Annotated in this window: 20 protein-coding genes; 10 read left to right on the top strand and 10 right to left on the bottom strand. The window is 43.5% G+C overall.

Annotated elements, in window-relative coordinates; translation table 11 throughout:
* Nucleotides 1-290: 290 nt before the first annotated feature.
* Nucleotides 291-968 (bottom strand): YoaK family protein, encoded by a 678-nt coding sequence (locus LPKJCM_RS10950; RefSeq protein WP_057961312.1) that lies wholly within the window; start codon nt 966-968, stop codon nt 291-293.
* 216 nt (nt 969-1,184) lie between these two features.
* Here LPKJCM_RS10950 and LPKJCM_RS10955 point away from each other — a divergent pair, with 216 nt between their 5' ends.
* From LPKJCM_RS10955 to LPKJCM_RS10970, 4 genes are all read left to right on the top strand, one after another.
* A complete protein-coding gene (locus LPKJCM_RS10955) occupies nt 1,185-2,042 on the top strand; it encodes a PfkB family carbohydrate kinase (protein ID WP_225364188.1) in 858 nt (285 codons plus the stop codon).
* A 3-nt stretch (nt 2,043-2,045) separates the two neighbouring features.
* Entirely contained in the window at nt 2,046-2,633 is a 588-nt protein-coding gene (locus LPKJCM_RS10960; protein WP_057961310.1) for a TIGR01440 family protein, read from the top strand.
* Nucleotides 2,633-3,145 carry an ECF transporter S component gene (locus LPKJCM_RS10965; RefSeq protein ID WP_057961309.1) on the top strand — a complete coding sequence of 171 codons (513 nt, stop codon included), beginning with the start codon at nt 2,633-2,635 and terminating at the stop codon, nt 3,143-3,145. Before LPKJCM_RS10960 ends, LPKJCM_RS10965 begins: the two co-directional genes overlap by 1 nt.
* A gap of 270 nt (nt 3,146-3,415) precedes the next feature.
* Nucleotides 3,416-4,741 (top strand): C1 family peptidase, encoded by a 1,326-nt coding sequence (locus LPKJCM_RS10970; protein WP_057961308.1) that lies wholly within the window; start codon nt 3,416-3,418, stop codon nt 4,739-4,741.
* A gap of 137 nt (nt 4,742-4,878) precedes the next feature.
* Here the strand turns inward: LPKJCM_RS10970 and LPKJCM_RS10975 are convergent, their stop codons facing one another.
* Nucleotides 4,879-6,669 (bottom strand): glycerophosphoryl diester phosphodiesterase membrane domain-containing protein, encoded by a 1,791-nt coding sequence (locus LPKJCM_RS10975; protein ID WP_057961307.1) that lies wholly within the window; start codon nt 6,667-6,669, stop codon nt 4,879-4,881.
* Between the two features lie 165 nt (nt 6,670-6,834).
* Nucleotides 6,835-7,386, bottom strand: a complete 552-nt coding sequence (locus tag LPKJCM_RS10980) for a hypothetical protein (RefSeq protein ID WP_174659034.1) — start codon at nt 7,384-7,386, stop codon at nt 6,835-6,837.
* A 145-nt stretch (nt 7,387-7,531) separates the two neighbouring features.
* Here LPKJCM_RS10980 and LPKJCM_RS10985 point away from each other — a divergent pair, with 145 nt between their 5' ends.
* Complete coding sequence (locus LPKJCM_RS10985; RefSeq protein WP_057961305.1) at nt 7,532-8,494, top strand: LacI family DNA-binding transcriptional regulator; 963 nt, start codon at nt 7,532-7,534, stop codon at nt 8,492-8,494.
* 328 nt (nt 8,495-8,822) lie between these two features.
* A complete protein-coding gene (locus tag LPKJCM_RS10990) occupies nt 8,823-9,677 on the top strand; it encodes a hypothetical protein (protein WP_057961304.1) in 855 nt (284 codons plus the stop codon).
* Between the two features lie 91 nt (nt 9,678-9,768).
* On the opposite strand, the gene LPKJCM_RS10995 is transcribed toward LPKJCM_RS10990, so the two are convergent.
* Nucleotides 9,769-10,521 (bottom strand): helveticin J family class III bacteriocin, encoded by a 753-nt coding sequence (locus tag LPKJCM_RS10995; protein ID WP_240034637.1) that lies wholly within the window; start codon nt 10,519-10,521, stop codon nt 9,769-9,771.
* Between the two features lie 54 nt (nt 10,522-10,575).
* Nucleotides 10,576-10,716, bottom strand: a complete 141-nt coding sequence (locus LPKJCM_RS13625; protein WP_225364190.1) for a hypothetical protein — start codon at nt 10,714-10,716, stop codon at nt 10,576-10,578.
* A 306-nt stretch (nt 10,717-11,022) separates the two neighbouring features.
* Here LPKJCM_RS13625 and LPKJCM_RS11000 point away from each other — a divergent pair, with 306 nt between their 5' ends.
* A complete protein-coding gene (locus tag LPKJCM_RS11000; protein ID WP_057961303.1) occupies nt 11,023-11,802 on the top strand; it encodes a hypothetical protein in 780 nt (259 codons plus the stop codon).
* A 194-nt stretch (nt 11,803-11,996) separates the two neighbouring features.
* Nucleotides 11,997-12,836, top strand: coding sequence for a hypothetical protein (locus LPKJCM_RS11005; RefSeq protein WP_057961302.1), 840 nt, complete (start codon nt 11,997-11,999; stop codon nt 12,834-12,836).
* A 278-nt stretch (nt 12,837-13,114) separates the two neighbouring features.
* On the opposite strand, the gene LPKJCM_RS11010 is transcribed toward LPKJCM_RS11005, so the two are convergent.
* From LPKJCM_RS11010 to scrK, 5 genes are all read right to left on the bottom strand, one after another.
* Nucleotides 13,115-14,461 carry a glucose-6-phosphate isomerase gene (locus LPKJCM_RS11010; RefSeq protein WP_057961301.1) on the bottom strand — a complete coding sequence of 449 codons (1,347 nt, stop codon included), beginning with the start codon at nt 14,459-14,461 and terminating at the stop codon, nt 13,115-13,117.
* A 128-nt stretch (nt 14,462-14,589) separates the two neighbouring features.
* The gene (locus tag LPKJCM_RS11015; RefSeq protein ID WP_013729005.1) at nt 14,590-14,979 is read right to left on the bottom strand and encodes a VOC family protein; all 390 of its coding nucleotides are present in this window, start codon (nt 14,977-14,979) and stop codon (nt 14,590-14,592) included.
* A 281-nt stretch (nt 14,980-15,260) separates the two neighbouring features.
* Nucleotides 15,261-16,016 (bottom strand): DUF6198 family protein, encoded by a 756-nt coding sequence (locus tag LPKJCM_RS11020; RefSeq protein WP_057961300.1) that lies wholly within the window; start codon nt 16,014-16,016, stop codon nt 15,261-15,263.
* Between the two features lies 1 nt (nt 16,017).
* Nucleotides 16,018-17,019, bottom strand: a complete 1,002-nt coding sequence (locus LPKJCM_RS11025) for a zinc-dependent alcohol dehydrogenase family protein (protein ID WP_057961299.1) — start codon at nt 17,017-17,019, stop codon at nt 16,018-16,020.
* 72 nt (nt 17,020-17,091) lie between these two features.
* A complete protein-coding gene (scrK, locus tag LPKJCM_RS11030) occupies nt 17,092-17,967 on the bottom strand; it encodes a fructokinase ScrK (protein WP_057961298.1) in 876 nt (291 codons plus the stop codon).
* A 416-nt stretch (nt 17,968-18,383) separates the two neighbouring features.
* Between scrK and LPKJCM_RS11035 the strand changes: the two genes are divergently transcribed.
* On the top strand, nt 18,384-19,742 hold the full coding sequence (locus tag LPKJCM_RS11035) for an SLC45 family MFS transporter (RefSeq protein ID WP_057961297.1): 1,359 nt from the start codon (nt 18,384-18,386) through the stop codon (nt 19,740-19,742).
* Between the two features lie 15 nt (nt 19,743-19,757).
* Nucleotides 19,758-22,016, top strand: coding sequence for a glycoside hydrolase family 65 protein (locus LPKJCM_RS11040; RefSeq protein ID WP_057961296.1), 2,259 nt, complete (start codon nt 19,758-19,760; stop codon nt 22,014-22,016).
* Nucleotides 22,017-22,103: the final 87 nt, after the last annotated feature.

Raw genomic sequence — 22,103 nt, forward strand, 5'->3', positions numbered from 1 at the left:
CCAAATTGACAATCAAGGGACGAATGCTCGCGTTACCACCCTCATTCACGTTGCCTTTGCAGACAACGCCTCAACGGTACCTATGATACCCGGGAAGTTAACGGTTCCTACCGATTCATCCGCGTTAACGGATCAATGCCCTTTGGAGCTCATCTTCACCGTCGTTTCGATACCTGCTCTCATCTGCCAGGCTTTCTGAAATCGATCCGAGCGACTACTCTTCTTCTCATAGCTTGATATTTCGTAAGTTCTCTAATTGCTTTTTAATCTAACTCAAAGATAAGTCAATGTCAACTGATTGTTTTATTCCGTTGTCGGTTTCCCCAACTAAACAGTGGGATGATTAGCAGGATAAAATTGATTATCAAGGCGGCAGCAAAGACTTTTAACCCGGCAGCATGAAGCAGGTAAGCACTAAAAATAATCCCGAGAATAAACATGATAATCCCACTCAAAAAGCGGCCAGCTTTCAGCAAGGCACCCCGATCATGGCTAAAAATGGCTTCATAACAGTTGTTGGCAAAATTTTTGAGATTTCCGGTCATGATGCCGTTGTTAACGCTGGTGGTGCCAACCTTGTTAAAAACTGTCAGCTCATAACCTGAGAAGAGACCAAGACTGAACAGCATGTTGAGCATCGAAAGGTGAAAAGTTGCCGCGCACGCCAGAAATCCCAGCAGGATAATACTAAATAGCAAAAAAATGTTAAATCGTCGATCGTTCGCCAGTTGAATGTGCTTAAAGGCTTGTGAGATGAATGCCCCAAGTAGGAACCCCAATAGTACAGGCACCCGAATGTAAGCCGTCTGCCAACCCTTTGTGGCGTATTCGTAAGCGAACACAACGAGGTTACCGGTTTGCGCGCTGACAAATGATCCGTCAAAGTTTTGAAAGGTGTAAGCATCAATTGAGCCCATGATAAACGTTTGTGCCAGGGTTGTGATACTGGTTTTGGTGACAAAGTTCATGGTGATCACTCTTTTCTATATCCCGAACTGATTACAGCTCTACTATACCAGAGTCATTGACATTAAAAGCAAACTGTCTATTGTTTCTTTTGGAAATCTTGGTATACTTAAAATGCTTTTTAATGAGAGAATGTTCCATTTAATGTGTAAGGGATTAACTTTTCAATTGGCAATGGGGTACAATATTTGTAACAACTACGATTTGGAAGGGTGATCATGATTAAGCCGAGTGTTTTAATTGCAGAAGATTTTTCCGCTGTCGGTAGGCTTTCGGCGACGGCTGCAATTGCTGTCTTTTCAGCGTTTGGGATTCAGACAGCGACGTTGCCAACAGAACTACTTTCAACTCAGACAGAAGGCTTCGGCAATCCCACCACTCAAAGTACAGATGATTTCATGACCTGTGCCACTGGCCATTGGAACGGATTGGACGACCTTCAATTTAAGTCAGGGATCGTTGGCTATATCGGTAAATCCAGTACCGCCAACTTTTTACGCGATTATCTTTCAGGTTTGGACCTGCCTGAATTGCTGATCGATCCCGTCTTGGGTGACCAGGGGCACATGTATGATGGCTTCGAGGCTGACTATCTGGATACCATTAAGCGGTTGGCTGCGATTGCAACCATTATGACGCCAAACATCACTGAGTTGGAGCTACTAAGTGGGCAACCCCTCAAGGCAAATGCCAGTGATGAGGCCATTCATCAAGCGGTGACCACCTTCCGTCAGACCAGCAAGGCCAGTACCCGAGTGATTGTCACCGGGGTTCACCGCGATGGTGGAATTGGCTGTGTGTATATGAGTGATGGCCACCTCAAATGGGCCGGGTCGCCGTTGATTCAAGGACACTTTTATGGCACGGGTGATCTGTTTTCAGCACTGTTAATCGGCTATTTGAACTTTCAATTGGACTTTGATACGGCCGTCCAAAAGGCAGTTATTGGGGTGTACGATGCGGTGAGTTTAACCAGCCACGCACCGAAGAATCAGCGCAAATTTGGTTTGAATTTGACCAGGTCACTGTATAATATTGCGAAGTTTACGTTAGGACAAACAGGGGAAGAAGTGTAAAAGATGGATTTACAAACAATCAAGCGTGATTTATCAGCGGTCTTAACTGAATATTTTGAACGGGTCGCATTCCCGGAAAATGGCATCTTTGTGGTTGGCTGCAGTACCAGTGAAATTTCTGGTGATTGGAAGGGGACCAACTCCAGATTAGATGTTGGCCGGGCCGTGGTGTCAACTTTGGAAGAATTTTTGATTCCACGAAATATTCACGTGGCCATTCAGGGCTGTGAGCACATCAACCGGGCCTTGCTGGTTGAACGAAAGGTCGCTGAGCGCAACAATTTAGAAATTGTCTCGGTGGTTCCAGCAATGCATGCTGGGGGCGGAACTCAGGTGGCAGCCTATGAACGGATGGATGACCCGGTTGAAGTTGAGCACATCACTGCTTTCGGTGGCATTGATATTGGTGGGACCGAGATTGGCATGCACGTCAAATACGTCCAGATCCCGGTCAGAATGACCAACCGTCGTGTCGGAGCAGCCAACGTGGTCTGCCTGTCTTCACGGCCAAAATTAATTGGCGGTCAACGGGCAAAGTATGATTTTACCGAAGCAAATAAAGAAGATTATGTATTGGGAGGGAGTCAATAATGGATCGTAAAAGTGTAGGCGGCAAGGTTAGTAGTGATATTTTCAAGGTGGTTTTAACGGCAATGTTTATCGCCGTCACGGTTGCCATCAGCCGCTTCTTCATCATTCCAATCCCAATGACCCATGGAAACATTAATCTGTGTGATGCTGGCATCTTCATCAGTGCGCTATTGCTGGGACCAAGAGTTGGTGGTATTGTCGGCGGGGCCAGTGGCTTCTTGCTGGATCTGATTTCCGGCTATGGCCAGTACATGTGGTTCTCGTTAATTGTCCATGACGCTGAAGGACTGATTGTTGGTCTGATTGCGGGAAGAAATGTCGATCGTAAATGGATCAAACTGATCGCAGTCTCAGTGGGAATTGTCATTATGGTAATTGGCTACTTTGTGGCAGATTCGGTTCTTTATAACATTTATGCCGGGTATGTTGGTATTGGTACTAACTTGATTCAAGGAGCGGTTGGGGCTTTAATTGCTTATTTGGTTACACCACGGCTTAAGAAGCGTATCTAATATTAGGTAATCATCATTTGGGTCTGCAGATTATTCTGTAGACTTTTTTGCTTTTACAGCTTAGTTGGTAAACACAGCATCTTGGTATTTCGAGACTACAGGCTCGAAATCCAAGCCACTATAGCAGGCAGGGCTGGGGCCTGAGACTCGGCGACAGGAATCATCCAATGGGTTTCTGTTGAACATGTAACCCTTAGTAACAGATGCCACATTGCGACCAATCGAGAAAAGATTTACAATATGAAACAATTACATAGGAGGGATGTCTGAATGACTGATAAGAATAGTGTTTTAACGGAGCAGGATTTCTCAACACTCCACAATGATTTCAAGAACGCGCCTAAGAGTGATGTGCTGACGAAAATAATCGAACAAAATGGCATTAACCAAGCAGCTCAGGATCCGGATGCCCAAGTACGGTTGAACCCAGTCTTTTCAGTGGATCTCCAGACGGGTTCGGTCACCAATCAGAAGCAAAGCGGTCGCTGCTGGCTGTTTTCGCTGGTGAATACTTTGCGTCACCAGTTTGCTGCGAAGTATAAGGTCAAAGACTTTAACCTATCACAAAAGTACCTATTCTTCTGGGACAAAATCGAGCGCGCCAACATCTTCTATGACCGGATTTTAGCAACTGCTAGTCGGCCTGCCGATGACCGAGAAGTTGAGAATTATTTGAACTTCCCTGGCGATGATGGCGGCCAATGGGCGATGGCGGCGGCGCTGGTTCAAAAATATGGTGTGGTGCCGGTGAGTGATTTTCCGGAAACTGCCAACGTTGAGAACACTGGTGCTTTTGATACGGTCATGAACCGAAAACTGCGGATTGACGCTGCCAAACTGCGGGCGATGGTCAACGATGAAAAAAGCGATGAGGCAATTGGCGCCGCTCGCAAACAAATGTTGAGTGAAGTCTACCGCATCACGGCTTACTCATTCGGCGAACCCCCAACAACCGTTAATTTTGCTTATCGTGATGATGATAAGAAGTACCACAAGATTGCCGGTTTAACACCGCAACAATTCTATGATCAATACTTCGGTGTTGATTTGGATGATTATGTCGTGTTAGCCAATTCACCAGAAAAAGCTTACAACCAATTGTATTCACTACCAAGCCAAAATAACGTCGTTGGCGGCAAGCAAATTACCTTCTTAAATCTGCCAATGGACGTCTTAAAAGCCGCCACCATTGCCCAACTCAAGGACGGTGAAACGGTCTGGTTTGGTAACGACGTCCTCGAACAAATGGATCGGAAGAAGGGCTACTTGGACAGCCACCTGTATCGCTACTCGAAACTGTTCGACATGGACTTGGAGATGGACAAGGCAACCCGGCTGCAATACCATCAAGCGGCGGTTTCTCATGCGATGACTTTCACCGGGGTTGATCTGGATGGTGAGACACCCACCAAATGGAAAATTGAAAATTCCTGGGGTGATAAGAACGGCGAAAAGGGTTATTTCACCATGAATGACGATTGGATGGACGATTACGTCTACGAAGTTGTGGTTCATAAAAAGTACCTCTCAAATGATCAAAAAGCCATGCTGAAACAAGCGCCGGTTGAGCTTTCGGCATGGGATTCGTTGGCGTAGAGAAGCAAGCAGAATCGCTTGACACAATTTGAATTGCTGTGTATGTTTATTCGTGAAGTAGAAGAGCATCAAGTTACAAAAAGGGAACCCCGGCTGGGATTCCCTTTTTGATGTCTTAAAATGATTATTGTGAATAATTAACTTTCCTCATCCTGCAGCTCGTTCGAGTAAATCAGTAAACGTTGTGCGTAACTAGGATGATTGAAGGTGGAATTGATCGTTGATTTGAGATCGGTGAGGTTATCCGTGATGATGCCGTCAACGTTCAAGAAGAGCATTCTGGTCATGTCATCTTCGTCATCGACTGTCCAGGCGTACACTTGTTGCCGGTGGGCGTGGGCTTCGTTGACGAACGCTTCATTGAGAGTGGTCTCTTCCATGGTATAGGCATTGGCCTTAGTTTGGGGGAAGGAGAAATTGTATGGCAGGATATAACTAACGAAGAGCTTGGGTGCCTGCTTTTTCAGTCCACTGATGACGTGATAATCCAGTGAATGGATGTGGTCGTGATCACGCAGCAGGCGATTTTCATAGCGTTGAATAAATAGTTGCAACATGTTTGGACTATCGTGACTAGTGGTTTTAATTTCAACTAACAGCTTTTGGTGATTATGTTCAGCAGCCTTTAGATATTGATCGAAGCTGGCAATGTGGGCACTGTGGCCATTTTCATGAACTTTCATCTTGGTCATTTGGGAGAGGGTCAATTGATATGGATCTTTATCAACCCCCGCCAAATTCCATAAATTTTCGTCGTGCATGACCACAAATTGGTGATCACGAGTTTCATGGAGGTCCATTTCAACGTAATCGGGCTTATCCTTGCTGGTCCTGTTTAGTGCTGGAATCGTATTTTGAACGCCATTACTATTATTGACCCCACGGTGGGAAATTGTGACTGGTTTGGCCAGCAAGGCCCCTTGGAGATAGACGGCGTTAAAGATAACGTCTCCAACCAGAAATAGGCTAATCAGAAGGATTCCCATTACCCGCCGACCAATTCGTCGTTTCCGGGGCAGGCGGACTACCGACGCCGTTGAATGCCATTTGGACTGATCCAGAACCATTAACAAAATGAGCATGAAAACAACGAGACTAAACGATGCCACGATCCGCTGCCAAACCGTTAATAGGCCCATGTTGGTAACGGCGCCGATAAAGCCAATCATTTTTGACTGTTTATCTAAATAGGTCTGGAAAAAGTAAAGCAAATACGAAACCAGGGTGGTCGAGGCAACACTAATCGCACCGAGCACTGTGATTCGCCAGAGATACTGCCAGGTGTTGTGGCGGGTTAACTGCCAGCTATTCTTGGCAGCTTCCAAGCCGCGTTGATGGTGGATGATCATCAGTGGCAGCACTTGAATCAAGCGAATTCCCAGATAAAAGACCGCAATTCCCAGTACTGTGATCAGGATGGCGATTAACGGCTGTTTTTCCAAATCATCCAAGATGAAAGTGGGGATCGTCGCCTTTGACAGTAGTGGTGAATTCAAATAGGCCACCGAAAACGGCAGGACTAAGATAAAATAGCCGATGAAGAAAAGGAAGCTGCCCAAGCGCAATCTTCGCATGTTAGTAATGGCATTTTGAAAGACCTGCCAGAGAGTCAGATTCTGCTTGAGAGCAATGTTGCTAATACCGGAAAGCAGAAAGGCAAATTGCCAAAAGACCAAAGCAAAGATTGCCAGCAGTAAAATGAATAGTTCCAGAACCGCCAGTGGCCGTTGGGTCAGAACCCAGACTGCATTGGTGTAGGATAAGTAGGGAACGCTGTTAAGGTTTAAGATGACGCCGGTCAGGTACTCCATCACCGGCACAACGATCACTTCCAGCAATAGGTTAATGATAATAACCAAGCTAACATAGGCACCCCAGTTATGAAAAAAGGTTCTGATTGACCGTCGTAATAGGTGATTACCCTTCATATTCGAATCCCCCTTGGATAAAAAATCGCTGGTTTCATCCTACCATAACGTCATGGGGAACAGCTGAAAAATGCACTGTCGATGCCTTAGCGATGGCAGAAGGTGGCCAAAAGAAAAGATGATGGCAAAAGGTCATCTTGCCATCATCTATTTAAGGTATATGAATTACTCTTTGGGTGTTACCCATACCTGAGGTGCCGGATCATCATCAAGGTTGCGAACCACCTTATATCCGGTTACCGTCAGATGAGACTGGTGATTCTTCCCGCGAACGGCATTTTTCACCGAGATTGTTTGATGCATTGGGATATCTGAAAGTTTTCCCTTCATGTAAATCACCGGCTTATTCGCTGAGTCGTTCTTGAAGGTATATTTCAACGTTCCCTGTTTGTCCAGATCATTTGCCTGCTTAGCTTCACTGTAGGTCTTGTACATCTTGTTGACACTGTAGATGGTGACAGTATGGTTCTTGGAGTTAAACTTGTAAGCATCAATCCCCGACTTACTCTTATAATTGATAGAACCATTCATGTACCAAAGATTATCATTTGACGTCAATAATTGCTTGGCCGATTTATTTTGGGTCTCGTTTTGCATGCTAGCCTTATTGGACTGGTTGTTAGAACTTTTATTTGAAGAATTGCTGCAGCCGGCTAAGATAAGGGCAAAGTTTGCCACGACCGCCAAAATAGCAGCTAATGATCTGCGTTTTTTCATTTCCATAATCACCTCATATGTTGAAATTATCACATAATACTGTCAAAATCTAGTAGTAGGGTTCAATATTAATAATTGATACAAAAGTTTAATAAGATCGCAACTTCAAAAAGGGTAAACTTCTAATAGAGGGGAGGCATTTAACATGGTCACAATTCGAGATATTGCCAGGCGGCTCGGCCTGTCGGTGTCCACCGTTTCACGGGCACTCAATGATAACAAACGAATCAGTCTCAAAACGCGGCGCAACGTCAAGAAAACGGCCGATCTGATGGGCTATCAACCCAACTATAACGCCAAAAATCTGACTAACCGTGAAGCCAATACAGTTGGTGTGGTCTTCCCAGTTAATAACCGCGTCGTCGACAATATTTTTTACGTTGGCATTTTGCGGGGAATTAATGCGCAGCTTAACCGCCGCAACTATGTCTTATCAATCGCGATTGGCGATAGTACTGAGCAGGTAATTGAGAATGTTAAATCAATGATTACCCGCGCCCAAATTAAACATTTTATCCTGCTGTACTCCCACCAAAATGATCCGGTCATCGAAATGCTGCAAAAAGAAGACGTGGACTTCGTGACGATTGGTAAATCCGCAGCTGGGCAGAATTGGCTGTATGTCGATAACGACAACGTCCAGGCCGGATTTGACGGCACCAACTACTTAATTGATCACTATCATTGCCAGAATCCCATCTTTGTCCAAACCCATAACGGCTGGCCGTATGAAATTGACCGTCGCAAGGGTTACCTAGCAGCGATGAAGCAGGTCGATAAATTACCAGTAGTGCTGTCCACGCAAGATAACGATGAATTAGAAGATCAGTTCATTCGTGACAATCCACAAATGGATGGGATTGTTGCCATCGATGACTATAGTGGCCTGCAAATGTACCACCGTTTCAAAATGATCAATCCTAATAAAAACGTTGAAGTTCTTGGTTACAACAATTCACTACCAAGTGAACTCACCGATCAGCATTTCCATTCAGTTGATATTCATCCCGATGAGATGGGGCAGTCGGCAGTTAAGCTATTACTGGATAAACCAGCAGAGGATGAGCAGGCAATTGATCACATCATTGTTGGGCATGAGATTGTTTAGTTAAACTCACAATTCGCCTAACATTGTTGAACGATGGATTTTAAACTTTCATTTATAGAAAGAATTGGGATGGGATAAATCGTTAGACTTTATTGGTGATAATAACGGAAGCAACTTATCAGTCTGTCACCTTCGATTGAAAATATCACTGCAACTGCGCCCATCAAAAATCAGAATTTTACCGATTTTATTTCAACTGGTAACCTTAAGGATCCTAATAATATAAATCCACAACATGATGATCAGATAACTCGGTTTATTCACAGAATATATCTTGCGAAAAACAACGCATGAAACAGTATCTGCAACTGTCTTAGGGGGCATTTAAATGAACCAGCTCAAGTTAACACTCACGATTCTACTAGTAACAATTTTTAGTTTCGCAATCGTTTCAGATAATAAAGCTCAATCTAGCACTATTCCAGCTAACTATTCATTCAATTATCATAAGGCACAAGTTGGGGCAGTCCCTTATAAAGCTAAATCAGTTTCACGCTCAGCTTATTTGTGGGATTATCACCATACTAAGAAGCTTCATAATCTTAAGAATTACCCTAACTCTAACTGGTATGTTTTCTACGCCAAAGTTAAAAACTATACGGGTAAACGAGCGGTGTACTATTACGTTGGCGCTAGCTCCAATCTTAAGATTAAAGGGTGGGTTTGGAGTGGCTATCTCACCCGCTTACTGGCGAAATCACCGGCTAACTTTACATCTGAATCAGCTTTTATTAATTATGTTCAAACTGATCGCACTCAAAGATTAACCAGAGCCATTTTGAAGCTCTTTCCCAACTCTCAGCTTAAACTCGATTTATCGAAGGCTGCAGCCACAAGTATCAACGCTCACCCAACACTAGCACCAAACTACACTGATTACGTGTATTTGAATGACTTAAAGCCAACCGGATCAACTCAAATTGGTGACGATGTCATGTGGTATTTAAGTAAAACAGCTGGTAAACCCATCACTCCTCGGATTAATCACATTGAAGCTATTTTAAATGCGAATGGCTATACGCCTTCTAAGCGTGAAAGCATGAAGAATTATAATATTGGCATTGCGTCATGGGACGGCGCACAAGACAGTCCTAAGTCGTACTTCACCAGCCCATATCCATCCTATCAGCTAGATGATAGTCAAAATAATGGCACGCTAATTTACCTAGCTACTGCAAAATAATTCCAGAAAAAACAATGCGTCATATTTCGGAAAAACGAAATATGATGCATTGCTTTTTATCTAGGCCACAAAGCTAATATTTGATTAGTGACTAGAATGAATCCTTCGGAATGCTATAGATATAGTGATTATGTGAGGAGCCAACTTGTTCTTCAACACCAAAATAGATATCATTCCCATATAATTGAAGGGCTTCTGTTTCATGATCATTACTGAGGTCATTAATTGGAACAATTAAAGTTTTAGAACTCTTAAAGTTCCAAGGAGCACGAACAATTTTTGTTTCAGAACCAACCTGTCCACTGGATAAGTAAACCCAATTATAACCATAGCCAGTCATATTAGATAACTCCATATCTTGCCAGGAGTTCTGTGGATATACGTACGAAGTAATATCATGAGTTGAAACATAATACTCCCCGCCTGCAATCATTGATGAACTTTTTGCAGAGATATTCCCGTTCTTTAATGCCGCAAATAATTTATCAGCATTGAACGCCGTCACCCGTTCAGTTGCGGTACTAGCATCTCCCGAACCTTGTGTCCAAATCGCTAAGCGACCATCTGTAGAGGAAAGAGCTGCATCTGTTCGATGTAATGACATGTTCTTAACCCCCGCTCCAGTTCCTAGATAATTCAGATAGGTAATTGAGTGAACCGAATTTGCGTCTTTATCAATTCCATCCAATGGAATGACACCAATTCGACTAGCCCAATGATCGCCCGTACCATTTTTACCATCAGTTTGAGTTGGACTATATTTCGTTGCTACCCACGCCCACAAAGAACCATCTGACTTATCAGTAAACAGTTCAAATGTTTGTCCATGACCAAAGTTATTCAAGCTCATGTAAGGCGTGAAACTAATTTCTGGATTATCCTTATCAAAGTCTGCCCATTACAACTGCATGTCAGTTGTATTGCCAGGTTTCATCTGTAAAGCATATGCTTTGTTACGTGCAAAATCTAAATAAAACTTTTGAACCACTTTGTTGTGCAATGGAAACGTTAAATGATACCGTGGTGTTACTTCTACCATAATTAAAATCTTCTTTCTTTAAATTTATTTTTTGTTGGCCAATTTAACTCCGGCATTAAATTAGCGGTTGAAGTATCAAATCGATTTGACGCTTATAGCATATCGTCAATTGAGCCATTAAAGCCGACCACTTCCGGACGACTCACCGCCACTTTACCGCCAAACGAAAAAACGCTCCGTTAATGAGCTAACGAGACGCCTCTTTTTGATTCTAGCTATTGTTCATTTTCAACTCATTTACCTTATCTTTTAGTAGGCCTGCTAGTATATACTGAAGTTAAAATATCCACGGAAAGAGGTCACATGATGAATAAATTAATGCAAGAATTGGTGGCCGGTAGCTTAGCCTGCGGTCTTGGATTTGTTGCTCAAGCTTATCCCGCATACGCCACAGGAGCATACACGCCTATTAAAACTAAGATTTATAAGAATGTTCCGTATCATTGGAACGGTCAGAGTAGTCGTGCGTACTTATGGAATGCGAACCTCACAAAACGACAACATCGTCTGGCTCACTGGCCAGTAACAACTTGGTACGTTTCAAAGTCGTTAAAAATGACTAATGGGCATAAAACCGGAATTTTTTATAAAGTGACCAACGCAAAGAAGAGTATGAGTGGCTACATTTGGAAAGCTTATCTAACTAAAGGTGCTTTGGCTAAGGGAACCTATCCGGCTGGCTTAATTGATTCAAAATTAAATCAATCATTAATCAATTTATTTCCAGGTGCCATTCCGGATAAGCAGTTGCAACAAGTGGCCGAATACTATATTCATGCGGTCAATACTACTGAACCAGGCGATACTTACTACGAATATGAAGGGGCAGTTTTAGGTGCTGACAAGCAAAAGAAGGTTACCGGCTTTACTACTTACACAGCAGCACCGGGTGCGTATAATCAGCTTAGAAGGAATAAGGTAAGCTTCTTGCAATTTGAAAAAGCTCGGCTTCAAAAGTATTTGAAGGCTGAGCATAAAACGTTCTCTGATTTTTCCGGTTGGTCGATTGGGGCATATGCATTTCCAAAAAATAGCATTTTTTATGGAATTATTATGATCAATTTATTGCCACCAATGACTAAGTAGCAAAAAGAAGGCTGGGATTTTGTACTAATTGTGATGAACAAACCTTGTTTTGCCGACCTTTCTTAACCAAGAATCTCCAAACTCGTTATTAGATTGAGCACTTATTCGCTTCTATCTTGCCCATTTCAACGATTAATAATTTTGCAAGCCGTTCCAAGCTATTGGATAATGTGGTTACTGAAGGGAGATTTAAAATGAATAAGAAGATAATTAACGTACCAAAACGAATAAAATTTTTGATGCTATTAATTCCTAGCCTGCTCATTGGATTTGCTACAACAATGATTAGCACTAGTGCTGACTCAGGGTATACAGTTGTCAAAAAAATGACTGGTAATAATGCCAACGTAGCATACCACTTAGCTAATAATTCTAAGAATGCTTATCTTTGGAACGGGACACATACGAAAGCTAAAGCTAACTTACGTAATTATAAAAATTATAGTTGGCGATATTATGGCAAAAGCGTGATCTTGTCATACAATTCAAAAAGATCAGTTTATTACTATATTCAAGGAATTACCCCGAATGGTAATGAAGCCAGTAAGATACGAGGGATCGTTTGGCATGGCTATCTAACCCATGGTGTTAACCCAAACTATAAACAACTCAATAATATCAATTATCGTTATTTCAATACCGACACTGAATATTTAGATTACATTAAAAAATCACCATCACAAAAACTAACCCGCGAAGTTTTGAAGTTGTTTCCGAATACTCAATTATCCATAAAACTTACCAAAGCTGCTAACGGGGCCAGCCCTTGGGATTGGAATAGCCCGACAGTTGATGGATACAAAAACATTCTTGAATTTCCAACGGTCCAAAGGTATTTTAATAAGCGATTTTACAAGCCAAATATCTCCGATAACAATAGATTTAAGTTAATCAAAGATGGTTTAGATAAAAGCTACAGTCAAACAAAACGGAATGCACTAAACCAATATCAGATTGGTATTTATTATTACAATAATCCGCACCGTCTTATCGATGATGAAGCTCCTGGATTTACCATTGCAATCCCGGAATAGATAGCGACTCTAGATACAAGTGTTATAGGTCGCCATGTTTGTGTAACTTAAAAATCAGTCTTCGTCAAAAATGACCCGTCACGATGAGGTGACGGGTCATTTTTGGCGTTGATGATAAAACAACCCATAGAGTCAGGAAGATGCGATAGTTAGTCATACCGAAACGCCAATCCAAAACGACCAAGCCCAATTTTGTTAATCAATATGCTTTCAAATGAAAACCCGCCCGTTAACATCAATGATGTCAGCGAGCGGGTTTGCTTTCTAATTAAGTGAAGTTAGATGCGCTTCTTGAGTTCCTTACCTTTTTCCTCAAATCCAGGCTTGCCAAGCAAGGCAAACATGTTTTGCTTGTAGGCTTCAACACCGGGTTGGTTGAATGGGTTGATACCGTTTAAGTAACCGGAAATGGCAACCGCAACCTCGAAGAAGTAGATCAAATATCCCAAAGTGTAAGGCGTTTCGTCAGGGATGTGAACGGCCATGTTTGGTACGTTACCATCAGTATGAGCGAGAACCACCGCATGGAAGGCTTCGGTATTGGCGTAGTCCATCGTGCGGCCTTCTAGATAGCCTAAGCCATCCAGGTTGTCTTTTTCTTTAGGGATGTCAACGTCGTGGTTCGGCTTATCTAACTTGATAACCGTTTCCATGAGGTTTCTCAAACCTTCTTGGATGTATTGGCCCAAAGAGTGAAGGTCGGTCGTAAAGTTGGCGGATGAAGGGTAAATCCCCTTTTGGTCCTTACCTTCCGATTCACCCATCAGCTGCTTCCACCATTCAGCGAAGTAGGTCATATTTGGTTCGTAGTTTTCCAATAATTCAGTGGTGAAGCCTTTGCGGTACAAAATATTTCGGTAGGCAGCGTATTGGTAGGCTTCATTCTTGGTTAAATCAGGGTCGCTGTACTCATCCGAAGCATCTGCGGCACCCTTCATTAACTGTTCAATGTCAGCACCGGAGACAGCGATTGGCAACAGGCCAACTGGACTCAGGACGGAGTAGCGGCCGCCGATACCATCCGGGATGATAAAGGTTTCGTAACCGCTGGCGTCGGCTTCTTTGCGTAAAGCACCGTGGGCCTTGTCAGTGGTGGCGTAGATCCGATCTTTAGCACCTTCCTCACCATATTTGGCAATTAAGCGTTCCTTGAAGATTCGGAATGCAATTGAAGGTTCAGTGGTCGTACCTGATTTAGAGATGACGTTGACTGAGAAGTCACGGTCGCCAATCAAGTTGATCAGATCATAAACGTATGAGGAGCTCAATGAATTACCGGCAAACATCACTTGTGGGAATTTGCGCTTGTCATCTGGCAAATAATTGAAGAAAGTTTCATTCAAGAAGTCAACAGCCATCTTGGCACCGAGGTATGAGCCACCGATCCCGATGACAACCAAGACCTTAGAATCTGATTGAATTTTTTTAGCAGCCTTTTGGATCCGTGCAAATTCTTCTTTGTCGTAATCCTTTGGCAGAGTTAGCCAGTCGCGGAAATCACTGCCGGCACCAGTGCCTTTACGTAATTCGTCATCGGCGGCGTTAACCAATGCCTGCATTTCACCGAGTTCGTTGTCATGGACAAACTTTGATAATTTTGAGCCATCAAAAGAAATATGAGCCATATTGTTTGTACTTCCTTTCTGGAATTCATTCAATGATTTAATTATAAAACACAAAGTGGCTGGAACAAAACCGAAGTTTCATTCCAGCCACTCATTAGAGTTGTTTCAAAAGAATCATTCGACTGGAACTACAGAATCTGACAGAACTCAATGGTTTCTTCGTTAGGGCCAAGGATATTGAAGAACTTGATCCCCTTATCCCAGAATGAAGGAATGGATTGAATTTCATCGTTAACCATCCGTAATCCCTGTGCCTTGGCATCCGCGAAAGCTTTTTCAACATCTGGTGTGTTGAGTGAAATATGGTTGATCGCACCAGCTTTACGAGCGGTTGGATCGCCTTCCCAAGTTTCGATGGTTAAGTTACCAAAACGCATGAATGCGCAACGGTTCTCGCCGTTATGGAATAAGCCGGCTTGTTCGAAGCCAAGTGATTCGTAAAATGCGATCGTTTTATCTAAGTCAACGGATGGAATTCCAACGTGTTGGATTCCAGTAATATCATCTTTAATTGCCATGTTTAATTGCCTCTTTCGTTTCAATTTGTGGAAAACATTTTGTAACCGTGTTCATTTGTGAGGAAACCTAAGCCCAAGGAACTCCAGTAAAAACCAGGTTTGATTTTTAATAAAGCACCTTGGGCAAACGCTTATTGGCCGATTTTGAGAGCTATTCGGCCTTTGAAATGCGCTGCGAGCAACTGATGCTAACGTGTAAGACCAAAAAGATTTAAATCCAAACCCAGGATTTTAATCTTTTCGGCCTTACACACCGCATCACCCGTTGCTCTTCGCGCTCTCTAGTTCTTTCCCACATCCAACGCCTGATGCTTCAGCTTAGGGAAGACCTTAGTGCCCGCGATTCCCGTAATGCCTCCTTGGAACAGGAACGCAAAGATGGTTCCGATTCCCAAGTTGGTAAATTGACGGGTGATTGCGAAGGCCAAGATTGCCATCAACGTCGGTGGAATGTATGACGCCCACATCGCTGTATTGGCATTTCCTTTGAAGTACTTGAATCGGAGAATCTGCATCAAATCATCGGCGGGATGTAATACGAGGTTGACCCGCTGATAAATGGAGATGGCAGTTCCGATCATTGCGACACCCAAGAAGTTCAAGAGGATATAAAATCCAATCATGAATGGTGTCTTGGCTGGTGGAAAACCACCAAACAGTGCCGGGTACTTACCGAGGAAGAAGTCTTCGAATACTTGAATTAACGCTGAGAAGGGAACCATGAAGATCAGATTTCCAAGTGCGCGCCGCCACTCCCAGTGTCCAACCAGGATGGCATTTAAAATTGTAATAACGACCCCAAGAATTAAGAATGTCCAAAACAGATTCCAGCCAAATGCAACGGCCAGGTTGGCTTCAGCAGCGGTCCAATAGGCCGATCCCAAGTAGGAAGGGTGGATTTGGGCGCTGGTAACCAAGGTCAACACGTTTCCGGCGGAGTTAATCACCAAAGAAATGATGAAAAACGTGATTGATTTAGACATCGAGATCGTCCGGCCATTTAGAACTTGGCTGGCGGTTTCCTCATTATTCTTCAAACTATTCACCTACTTTAACAACTGCCTTTGAAACGCCCTTAGTCTTACCTTGTAAGAATGGTTCAACTTCGTCCAAGTCAAAGACGTTGCTGATGATGGCATCGACGTTCAAGTCACCGCTTTGGAGAAGGGCGATTGAGTCTTCGAATGCGTTAGGGTTAATGAATGAACCTTGAACAGTTAATTGCTTTTGGTAAATTTCGTAAGTGTTCATTTCGAAATGAGCATCTGGTTTACCAACACCAAACATCAATACTTGAGCACCCTTACGAGTAGCTTCAACAGCTTGTTGTTGAGTTTGTGGTAATCCAACGGCTTCAATCACAACATCGTAATCTGAAGGGATCTGGTCACGAGTGGTGTTATAAGTGTTGGTTACGCCTAATTTTTCACGGTTAAGATCCAATTTTTCGTCGATGATTCCGGCCAAGTCAACTTGATGGACACCATAAGACTGGAGAATTTGAGCGAATAATTGACCCATGAAGCCATCACCAATAACCAAAGCTTTTTGGTATGGTGTTAATTTAAGCAAGTCAATACCATGAACGGCACATGAGATTGGTTCGATAACAGCAGCGTCCTTTAATGAAACGTTGTCAGGAATAGGGTAAACGTTTGTGGCAGGGGCAGTGAATGATTCTTCCAAGCCACCATTACGAGTTACACCAACAGCTGAAAGGTTGTCACAGAGTTCTGGACGGCCGGTGTGGCAGTAGAAACATTTGCCACAGTAGATGTTAGGGTCAACAGTTACTCGATCACCAACTTTGAAGCCATCAACATCTGAACCAACTTCGGAAATCACACCTGAGTTTTCGTGACCGAAGACGATTGGCGGAACAGCATCGGCTGAACCTGGAAGGCCATTGTAAAGGGCGTGGTCGGTACCACAAACGCCAGCGTAGGCAGTGTCAACACGAACTTCGTTAGGCTTTACTTCTGGCTTGTCAATGTCTTGGATCTCCATGTGTTGTTTTCCAGTAAATACGAGTGCTTTCATAATATAAATAATCTCCTTTTAAAATCCATTCATTCCACAAACGTTTGCGGAACTTTCCAAAAAAATAAGCTATTACTTGTTGTATTCTTTCAACGCTAAAGCAAAATCCCCGACGGTTGCTGAACCATTATCTTTGACTAATGGCATCACGATGTATTTATCGAGATCACCAACGTCAACGTAGTTATTCAGTAATTCATTAAACTGTTCACGAACCTTTTTCAAGAATTCTTCGCTGACAACGCCACCGCCAAAGACAATCTTGGCTGGACGCATCATCAAAGTGACTTGGATTGCGGCTTGAGCAACGTAGAATGCCATGATATCCCAAGTATGATCTGAGAGAGGAACATCTTGGCCTTTTTTACCAGTTCTTGCTTCAAACGTTGGTCCTGAAACCAAACCTTCCAAACAGTCACCATGGTAAGGGCAGATTCCCTTGAAATTGAGATCGTCTGGATGACGCTTGAGGCGAACATGTCCCATTTCAGGATGCCCGATATCCCCAACAAAGTTGCCGTTGATAATCGCACCAGCACCAGCTCCAGTACCAATCGTGTAATAGACCAGCGAATTGATCTTTTCGTTGAACAGCGTTGCCATGACGTACTCACCATAAGCAGAGCCGTTAACATCAGTTGTCCAGCTGATTGGAATATCAAAGTCTTCTTTAATCCGACCTACAAAGTTTGTATTAGCCCAGCCTTTTTTCGGGGTATTTGTAATGTACCCATACTTAGGTGAGTTCTTACGGAGCTCAATTGGTCCGAATGAGGAAATTGAGATTGCCTTTAAATCCTTAAACTGTTTGAAGTAGTCAACAGTCTTTTGCAGGGTTTCTTTTGGAGTGGTCGTTGGAAACTGCGTCCGATCCAAAATTCGGTAATCCTCGTTACCAACAGCACATACGAACTTTGTACCACCGGCTTCAACACTACCTAACAACATGTAAATCTCACCACCTTATGAAATTGTAATCCATCAAGTTACTTGTGAATGCTTGTTCAATACAAAACATTTTTGATGGAAGTGCAATGAAAAGAAGTATCTAATTTACACATTTTATTTTCATATTACCATTAAGGTCTAGACCACAGCCGTTATATATCAGTGAAAAAAGGCAAAAAAGTTTTTTTCTCTCATAATGAGTCAGCTGAAATCGCATCGTCATAACCACTGGTGTTGATTTTTTTATAAAACTGATTTACCGCGAAAGTAACCGGTAACACGACGTTTTTAAACCTTAAATTTTGAAAATGCTCAATTAATTTCATGCAACCGTTTGCAACTTTTGCCAAAAGGTGCCATAATACAAAATGTAAACGCTATTATTAATACGATATTTTGAATTGGAGGAATATGAAATGGATGAACAAAGTAGCGCAGCCGCAACCAAGAAGTCTGGTTTGCCCAAACTTCCCGCCAGTACCATTTGGATGATCAACTTTGGCTTCTTAGGTGTGCAGATTGCTTTTACCCTGCAAAGCTCACAAATGAGTCGAATTTTTCAAACGATTGGAGCGTATCCCAATAAGTTGGGCTGGTTCTTTATTTTGCCACCTCTTGCAGGCTTAATCGTTCAACCAATTATCGGTTATTATTCAGATCGAACTTGGGCACCCAAGTTGGGCGGCCGTCGATTGCCATACTTGGCATTAGGAACCTTGATTGCCATCATCGTGATGTGTCTGTTGCCTAATTCGGGGAGTTTTGGCTTCGGGTACGCATCAATTACGGCATTGGTATTCGGGGCAGTCACTGTTGCCCTGCTGGATGTGTCGTCTAACATTGCCATGCAGCCATTCAAGATGATGGTCGGCGATATGGTCAATGATGACCAAAAGAGTTATGCATACGGCATTCAAAGTTTCCTGTCAAATGGTGGTGCGGTCATCGCAGCCATCTTCCCATTTATCTTTACGGCATTCGGCGTCGCCAATACCGCTAAAAAGGGTGTCGTTCCACAATCAGTTGTGATTTCCTTCTATGTTGGTGCGGCAATTCTGTTACTGACAAGTTTGCTGACCATCTTCAAAGTTCATGAATATGATCCCAAGACTTACGCCAAATATCACGGTATTACTGAAGAGGCTAACTCAACCGGTGGTAACTGGTGGACATTGCTTAAGAAGGCACCGAAAGTATTTTGGACGACGACATTGGTTCAATTCTTCTGCTGGATTGCCTTCCAATATCTCTGGACATACTCTGCCGGTGCGATTGCCAGCAACGTTTGGAACACCACCAACGCCGCTTCCGCAGGCTACCAAGCTGCCGGTAACTGGTACGGTGTTTTAGCAGCCGTTCAATCAATTGCTGCCGTTGCCTGGTCATACGTTTTGGCTAAAATGCCAAATAACCATCACAAGTTGGGCTACTCAATCAGCTTGGCCCTTGGTGCAGTTGGCTTCATCTCAGTATTCTTCATTCACACCCAATACATTTTGATCCTATCATTTATCCTAGTCGGAATGGCATGGGCATCGATGAACACTTATCCATTAACGATGGTTACCAACGCCCTGTCTGGTGAACATATGGGGACTTATCTTGGACTGTTCAACGGTTCAATTTGCCTGCCACAAATTGTTGCCTCACTTGCCAGCTTTGGCTTATTCCCATTATTGGGTAACGCTCAGCCAAATATGTTCTTGTTGGCCGGCATCATCATGGCCCTGGGTGCAGCCTCAGTTGGATTTATCAAAGAAACTTACAAAGCATAGAAAGGACGTTTATTTATGAAAAGAACTTTTGAAGTGACGCCTTGGAACATTGTGACTCATGACTTCAAGCCAGAAGACAAACGGCTTCAAGAATCCATGACCAGCCTAGGAAATGGTTATATGGGGATGCGCGGATTCTTCGAGGAAGATTACAGTGGCGACACCTTAAACGGCATCTATCTTGGTGGTGTCTGGTATCCGGACAAGACCCGAGTTGGCTGGTGGAAGAACGGTTATCCCGATTACTTTGGGAAAGTTGTTAACGCGGTTAATTTCATCAAGATGCACATTAAAATTAATGGTGAAGCCATCGACCTGGCCAAAGACCAGTTCAGTGATTTCGAACTCAATCTTGATATGAAAAAAGCCTTGTTAACCCGCTCGTTTACGGTTACCAAAGGTGATGCCAAGGTGGCAGTCGAATTTGTTCGTTTCTTGAGCGTTGCCCAGCCGGAATTGTCCGTTCAGCGGGTGCGCGTTCAAAACGTCGGCTCAAATAAAGTGGATCTGGTGATTGATTCCGCTATCGACGGTGACGTTAAGAACGAGGACGCCAACTACGACGAACGGTTCTGGGAGGTTCTCTCAACTGAACAGGGGACTGATTCAGGCAATGTCCTTGCCGAAACAACCCCGAACCCGTTTGGGACACCCCGGTTCACTTCCGGAATGGAAATGCGTAACGTCACGGATTTGACTGCTGACAAAGTGGCTCAACCCAGTGAAAAAGAAGTTGTCAACGAATTCACCGGTGTCTTGGCACCCAATGAATCTGCTCAACTTGAAAAGCACGTGATCATTGTGACTTCCAGAGATTATGATACTCAAGCTGCTTTAACTGACGCCATGCATCAATTAAGCGACAAGGTTGCCGGCCAGTCATACGATGAACTGCTTGAAGCTCATGAGCAGGTCTGGGCCGATCGCTGGAACAAATCTGACATCGTCATTGATGGTGACACCGAAGCCCAACAGGGAATCCGTTTCAACTTGTTCGAACTCTTCTCCACCTACTATGGTGAGGATTCACGCTTGAACATCGGCCCTAAAGGCTTCACTGGTGAGAAGTACGGTGGTGCTACCTACTGGGATACCGAGGCCTTTGCGGTGCCTGTCTACCTGGGAATTACCGATCCTAAGGTAACCCGCAACCTCTTGATGTATCGTTACAAGCAGTTGGACGGTGCGTACCATAACGCAAAACAGCAGGGACTCAAGGGTGCCCTGTTCCCAATGGTCACTTTTGACGGAATCGAGTGTCATAATGAATGGGAAATTACTTTTGAGGAAATTCACCGAAATGGCGATATTGCTTTTGCCATTTACAATTACACCCGTTACACCGGCGACACTTCGTATGTTCTAAACGAAGGTTCAAAAGTCTTGACCGAAATTTCCCGTTTCTGGGCAGACCGGGTTCACTACAGCCAGCGAAACAAGAATTACATGATTCATGGCGTGACTGGCCCTGATGAGTATGAAAACAACGTTGATAATAACTGGTATACCAACATTCTGGCCCAGTGGACTTTGAAATACACGCTTCAGATTCTTAAGGAAGTTTCACCCGAACAAGCTAAGAAGCTGAATGTTAGTGAAGATGAAAAGAAGCATTGGCAAGACATTGTCGACAACATGTATCTGCCATATGACAAAGATCTCAACGTCTTCGTTCAACACGATGGCTTCCTCGATAAAGATCTCAAGCCGGTATCAGAAATTCCTGCAGATCAATTACCATTGAACCAGAACTGGTCATGGGACAAGATTTTGCGCTCCCCTTACATTAAGCAGGGGGATGTACTGCAGGGTATCTGGGACTTCATTGATGACTTTACACCGGAACAGAAGAAATCCAACTTTGATTTCTATGAGCAATACACCGTGCATGAGTCAAGCTTGTCACCTGCCATTTACTCCGTGTTGGCTGCTGACCTTCACTATGAAGAAAAAGCCGTTGAACTTTATGAACGAACAGCACGACTTGATCTGGACAACTACAACAACGATACCGTTGATGGCCTGCACATTACGGCGATGACCGGCGGCTGGATTGCGGTGGTCCAAGGATTCGCTGGGATGCGGGTTCGCGACGGCAAGTTGCATTACGCACCATTCCTGCCGAAGAAATGGTCACACTATTCATTTAGACAAGTCTTCCGTGATCGTTTAATTGAAGTCGACGTTGATCAGGATGGTTCCCACTTCAAGTTAATTGATGGCGAACCAATTACGATTGATGTTGCCGGTAAGCCTGTTGAATTGAGTAAGTAATCGGAATCAGCGGGTTTTGATCCAATCAAATAAGTTAATGAACCGAGTATTCCGATCGTCGGAATGCCCGGTTCATTTGTTTTCATG

Source organism: Lentilactobacillus parakefiri, assembly GCF_002157585.1.
Classification (GTDB): Bacteria; Bacillota; Bacilli; order Lactobacillales; family Lactobacillaceae; genus Lentilactobacillus; species Lentilactobacillus parakefiri.